Consider the following 5665-nt stretch of genomic DNA (forward strand, 5'->3'; position numbering starts at 1 on the left):
TTTTCGATTTTCCAACATGTGGAAAACGCTATTTTGTTAACTGAGTGAGGTGCTGAGATAACGATTTTCGATTTTCCAACATGTGGAAAACGCTATTTTGTTAACTGAGTGAGGTGCTGAGATAAATAGCGGTGTAACGTTAACTTCATTCATTATGAATATTGCCATTGAAAAAGCACTGCGAGTATTAAGTTCCACTAATACTGACATGTCACCTCAAAAACATATGATTCGAGTGAAAGATGTAACCAATGAACTAGGTATGTGAATTTAGTTGTTGATCATTCCAGAAGTGCGTCTTTGTGATATTCGAAACTGAACGAATCCGAGATAAAACCTTTTAAATCAAACTCTTGGTCTTCTTTCAAAACATCAAGGATCCGCATCCAACCCAGATAATTGGGCAAATAATCTGTTCCGACTCCGTTAAATTGCTCCATCCAGCTTCGTAGGCGGGACATGTAATTATTGACGTTCTGTATATGGAACTGCTTGCCAATCACCCGTTCACCCTTGCAGGTAATAGTTCGGTAGTGCGTCAAGTTATTCTCTTTTGCAAAAGAACGATAAGAATGCGCATCATCGGAGCACAGAATAGAGTCAGGAACGACAATCGGCTTTAGTGCCAATCCAATCTTTTCTTTATTCGGTCTGCCGAGCCTTACGTTAACAAAAACCAATAAAAATGATTATATTGATGCCGATCAATAGCTGAAGCATGCACAAGGCCATCGATGCGCTTTGTTGGTGTAAAAACACAGACCTCACAAGCCATTTGGGCTTTTTGAGGACAATCTAGCGCGGAACTCATCGTGGAGCGGGTGGTAGAGCAGCTAATGAAGACTCCGAATACATTAGCGCAAACCAACCTCGTTATCGACAATATCATTTACAATAACGAGGCGGACCATACATTTTTGTGTCTGTTGTTTAAGTTAATTGCCAAGGTTCTCTAGGTATTTAACGAACGGAGCAAAATCACCTTTGTCAGCTTCCTTAAGGCAAGAGATATAAGCTTTGCGCTCTTCGCTCACTTTCTCTAGGTTGCCCTCTGCCCAGTTAAGCGGTGGTTCTTCTAGTAAAACCATGCGAACAACATCGGTAAATATACGCGAGTGCCTGCCGTTACCATTTGGGAAAGGGTGAATCTCAACAAGCTTGTGCTGTATGCGAGCGCTGAGCTCTAGATGTGAGTAGTGTTTGAACTTTACCCAGCACTTGGCATCTTCTAGAAAGTTGTGGAGCTTGGGCCTGATTTGGAAGGGATCGCAGCCAATGCTTAACTCTTTGTTTCGAGTGGCCCCTGCCCAGGTCCATACATCACCAAATAGGTGCTGATGGAGGGCAAGAACGAACTCAGCTGAGAAAATAGAATCCAGCGTTAGGCCAGAGATACCACTAACCCATTGCTGGCCTGCTAGTATATTGGATTGTTCAAGTTCGTTAAGTTGTTCTCTTGTTGTTACGTGTGGGTGTTTCACCCCTTCCATATCATCTGGATCAAGCGGTGTAGCAGCTTCTTGTTCATCAATGATCAAATTACTTTGTCTTCCTTATTTTTGCCCCATAGCTTACGCCCACCGGCACGCATAATTTCTTCGGCTAGCTCACTTATTAAGATATTTTCTTTCTCTTTGCTAACTGATTGCGCCTCTAGAAACATATTTTTAGATGCTTTCTTTACTTCTATTGTCGCAATCATCAGCGCACGCTCTTGCATTGTGTCAGAAACAGCCTTTTTAGGTTTTAGAGTGTATGAGAAGTCACAGTCTAGAGCTTCAGCCAGTTGCTTTAACTGATTTAGAGTTATGTCGCCATCAGCCTCGCGCCTTTCAAGGACTGAAATTCTATTTCTTGTCATGCCAGCTCTATCTGCTAGCTGGGCGCCTGACATATCAAGAGCTTTTCTTACTGTTCTAATCCAGCCCTCTTTAGGTATTGAGGGGATTAGCGTTCCCTTAACTGCATCAACCAGTTCTCTGTACTGTCTTAAAACCGTTTTTTTAACGGGTTGTTGCTTGTGCGGATTGCTTCGAAAAGAGTACATAGTAACCTCGTTTTCCATTGTTTATATCTTAAGTATAATCGAAATTAGATACACTTTCCATTTTGCGTATTTCAATATGATGACACAAATGTGATATTTGTATCACATTATAGATACATAATATCTTGTATTGAATTTATTTTGATTACAGATTAACAGTTAATGCATCTTAATTGAGATACATATTTTGTTAGGCGTATGAGATTATAGATACTAATTATGCTTTTGTATCTTAAAAAGGATACATAAAATTAACTACTGTAATTGGATTAAGATACAAAAACCACTTAATAGCGGCTTTTTTGTGCTTGAAGGCTAGCTGAGGTGAGTAGCTCGCGCAAGACAATGAGGTCAAGTGTTGCCTCTTATCACCCATTACTTTTTGTATTTTAAAATCAGTAACCACCCCAAAACACAACTTGAGCCGTAGCTCACATTGGGGCGTGCGACGTGAGGTCGTATGAAGCGCTGTTCACCGCTTTTGAGTGAACCATCTGTATCACCAGATGAACCTAGGAACAATGGTTAAAGTCTGGCTTTATGGATAAAGGGCTGTTTTATCATACTAATGAGGGCACACCACAAGGAGAGGTTATATCCCCAACCTTGATGCTAATGACTCTGGCAGGACTCGAACAGCGCATAAAGTCTACAGCACTCAAAAAGGGTGCCAGAGCCAACTTTATTGGATACGCAGACGATTTCGTCGTCACCTGCGCTTCAAAGGAAGTGCTCGAGAACGATATCAAACCGTTGATCGCTGATGTCTTAGCGGAAAGAGGCTTAACACTCTCCGAAGAGAAAACGCATATTACCCACATCAGCAATGGTTTTGACTTCTTAGGGTTTAATCATAGGAAGTACAAAGGAAAAATTGCTCATTAAACCGAGTAAATCCAACACGCTGTTGTTCTTGAGTAACCTGCGCGAACTCATCAAAAAGCACGCAACCATCCATATTAACGACCTTATCAAACTTATAAATCCGAAACTATGGGGGTGGGCGAATTATTATCGTCATTGTGTTGCTAAACAAGTATTCGGATATGTTGGGCACAAACTATTCTATTTGTTATGGCACTGGGCAGTAAGGTGTCATCCTACAAAGTCTAAAACATGGCTCTTAAATACTTCATCAACCGAAAAGGCCAGTGGCAATTTCACGATTGGCAGAAGGTCATGGATATGGATTGCCAATTTAATCTATTCCAAATAGCCAAAGTGCCTATTGAGATGCATGTGAAAATCCAAAGTACAGCTATACCATTTGCCCCTCAATACCAAGAATACTTGGCTATGAGAAAGTCAAAAAAGCAAGCCCGTAACGCTAGGAACGAACCTGCTCTCACTGCTTTATAAGTTGCTGGGTATCTAACGATACCTTTGTGGATGCTTGAGGCTTGAGCCTAGTGCAGTGAAAGTTGCACGCTGGGTTCTTAGGGGGACGGCACTTGGCAACAAGTGTAGTCTACCCGACATTTTTTGCAGCGAATTGTTGACCATTACACACATATACAAATTCAAGGCAGAGACGTTGAGGTGGAGTTATTCTACATAAAAAGTCGATAACGCAATAAAAATGGCCGACAAACGCTGCCGGAAGGGTTTGGGTAAAACGTTTTACTCTTTGTTGAATGAAGCTTTGCGAAGTGATTGTTGCTTAGATGACTAGGCAGCAATCCATTCGCCTCGATTAACACATTTTTAACTCGAACAACATTCAATCAGCAAAGTTCAACAGGCCCTAGAGGTGTCAGTCTTTTGATGAACTTGATCACGTAATGATAATCTATCGCAGTATCAAGCCAATATGGTCTAATCCAGAAAGTCTTCAAACATCTCAAAACCCATCATGTTATTCAATTCCTGCTGATGGTTCCGCTGACTTAACTGTTTACGCATGGCTTGTACAGTCGTGACGTTATTGATCTTAGCGTATAATGCTTCTGATTCAACTATCAACAGATCGCCATATTGCTCCAACGTTTTTGCGCGCGACGCCTTTCCGCCACCACCAAAACGACGCCAAATTTCTGATTTAATGTCGTTGCCATCCAACATAAATTGATGCTCTTGGTTTAGTAATGCTATTTTTGAATATAATGCTGCCTCAACTCGCTTTATCATGTCCTCATCAGCGATGAGTTTATATTCGGGCAGATATTCTTGTGCCATCATCAGTAACGCGAGAGCATCTTTATCTTTTTTAGCCTGCGAAAGATGCTGCATTAAGTCTTTCTTCAAGGCTTTTTGCTCAGGATCTTGCTCCTTATCCGGATGAAGTAGATTAGCGAGTTGTCGATACAGTTTCGTCATCGCTCTATCTTCAAATAACGCTGTGTCCATCGGTAATTCAGAGTCATCATTTTCGAATGAAAAGTCATCACCCATGTTCCAATCTGGTCCATCCCACTCAAAATCATCTTCTGCTTCTGAGTTATTGCCTTGGCTCAGCATGTCTTGAATATAAGCTTGAAAACGTTCAGGATGATGTATCATGTCAATAAGCTCTTCGTCGCTTAAAGGCAACCACTGACCGAACATTTCAAACAGATCTTCCCGAAGAGCCTCAAGCTCCTCATCACTAACAGTTTGATTTGGCATAATTGATTGAAAATCAACCAGCAATGAAGTAAAAAACTCACGTAAATCAGTCGTACTAATGGGATTAAATGGATTAGCCTCAAGTATAGTTAACTCCTCCTCAATCCAATCATAAAGTGCAATCCTTTGCTTACCCTTAATCGTTTTGCGTGGCACAAACGTTAACAAATGTCTGATCCACTCTCCGGTCGCAGTACACACAACATGCTCTTTTGATTCTATTAATGGTTTAAATTCTTCATAAAAACCATCTAACTTAGCGCGATAGCGTTGATTACGGGCTTGTTTTTTCTCAACGTCTGACCACAACTTTTCGAGTTTTTTCGACTGTTTTTTTGATTGATGTAATGTAGAGTCATCAATAAGCGTCATTAATGTCATGCAGAGTACCGTTTTACCACTTGTTTGATTAAAGAGTGAATAGTATCAATAATAATGTTGTTTATCTCAACGTTAAGTAGCTTTCCGTTTCATTTTGGTTACGAATAGAAGTGAAAGCCCAAGAAGACTAAGCGGTCAATCCCCCCAATAATACCCGAGCTTTAATATAGTGCTTTTTTTTACCGGAGGCACTATGAACCAAGAGCAAAAGCACGCTCATTAGGTATCAATTGTTGAGCAACAAAAACACAGCGAGTGTGAGCTTACGGCAGCATAGTTCAACTTCTATCTTTTAAACTGATTTAATGATCGCAACTAAATAACCAGGTAAAAAACTAATTAATAGTCTGCAATCACCATAGGCCTGTCAAAGACTCCCAAGCAAACTGGTGCACAAGATCGACAAACAAAAACAAAGGTCGAAACCTTGATTTTATGTAGTGCAGTGAATTGTTGTTTGTCGTCAAATCGACTTTAACGCTGCTCTAGCGGATCTTGCGAATAATCATGCCTCGACTAGAAATACCGTAATCAATTATTCGTATTGAAAATTTTGTTGCTTTTGCACGGTGCAATCCACGATTGCTAATGTTAAAAAATACTATGATGGAACCGCTTTTTCCACAATGTGAT

Annotated in this window: 3 protein-coding genes and 3 pseudogenes; 2 read left to right on the forward strand and 4 right to left on the reverse strand. The window is 40.6% G+C overall.

Translation table 11 applies throughout. The annotated features are described in order from the left end of the window. Positions 1-359 precede the first annotated feature (359 nt). Positions 360-680, reverse strand: a pseudogene (locus H5202_RS12325) (IS1595 family transposase); the annotation flags it as partial. Between H5202_RS12325 and H5202_RS12330 the strand changes: the two are divergent. Next, a pseudogene (locus H5202_RS12330) lies at positions 673-776 on the forward strand (IS110-like element ISSpi6 family transposase); the annotation flags it as partial. The pseudogenes H5202_RS12325 and H5202_RS12330 overlap by 8 nt on opposite strands. 159 nt (positions 777-935) lie before the next feature. On the opposite strand, the gene H5202_RS12335 reads toward H5202_RS12330, so the two are convergent. Both H5202_RS12335 and H5202_RS12340 read right to left on the reverse strand, forming a co-directional pair. After that, the gene (locus H5202_RS12335; protein ID WP_182772337.1) at positions 936-1538 is read right to left on the reverse strand and encodes a mobile mystery protein B; all 603 of its coding nucleotides are present in this window, start codon (positions 1536-1538) and stop codon (positions 936-938) included. Beyond that, positions 1535-2065 carry a mobile mystery protein A gene (locus H5202_RS12340; protein ID WP_259397303.1) on the reverse strand — a complete coding sequence of 177 codons (531 nt, stop codon included), beginning with the start codon at positions 2063-2065 and terminating at the stop codon, positions 1535-1537. Before H5202_RS12340 ends, H5202_RS12335 begins: the two co-directional genes overlap by 4 nt. 498 nt (positions 2066-2563) lie before the next feature. Between H5202_RS12340 and H5202_RS24670 the strand changes: the two are divergent. Continuing rightward, positions 2564-3406 (forward strand): annotated as a pseudogene (locus H5202_RS24670) (group II intron maturase-specific domain-containing protein); the annotation flags it as partial. A gap of 456 nt (positions 3407-3862) precedes the next feature. On the opposite strand, the gene H5202_RS12350 reads toward H5202_RS24670, so the two are convergent. Then, the gene (locus H5202_RS12350; RefSeq protein WP_182772338.1) at positions 3863-5032 is read right to left on the reverse strand and encodes a molecular chaperone DnaJ; all 1170 of its coding nucleotides are present in this window, start codon (positions 5030-5032) and stop codon (positions 3863-3865) included. Positions 5033-5665: the final 633 nt, after the last annotated feature.

Origin of the sequence: Shewanella sp. SG41-4 (genome assembly GCF_014164505.1) — a bacterium.
GTDB lineage: Bacteria > Pseudomonadota > Gammaproteobacteria > Enterobacterales > Shewanellaceae > Shewanella.

Bases quoted from the DNA above. Each gene is read 5' to 3' on its own strand.
- H5202_RS12350 (WP_182772338.1), bottom strand. From the start codon at position 5,032: ATGACATTAATGACGCTTATTGATGACTCTACATTACATCAATCAAAA.
- H5202_RS12340 (WP_259397303.1), bottom strand. From the start codon at position 2,065: ATGGAAAACGAGGTTACTATGTACTCTTTTCGAAGCAATCCGCACAAG.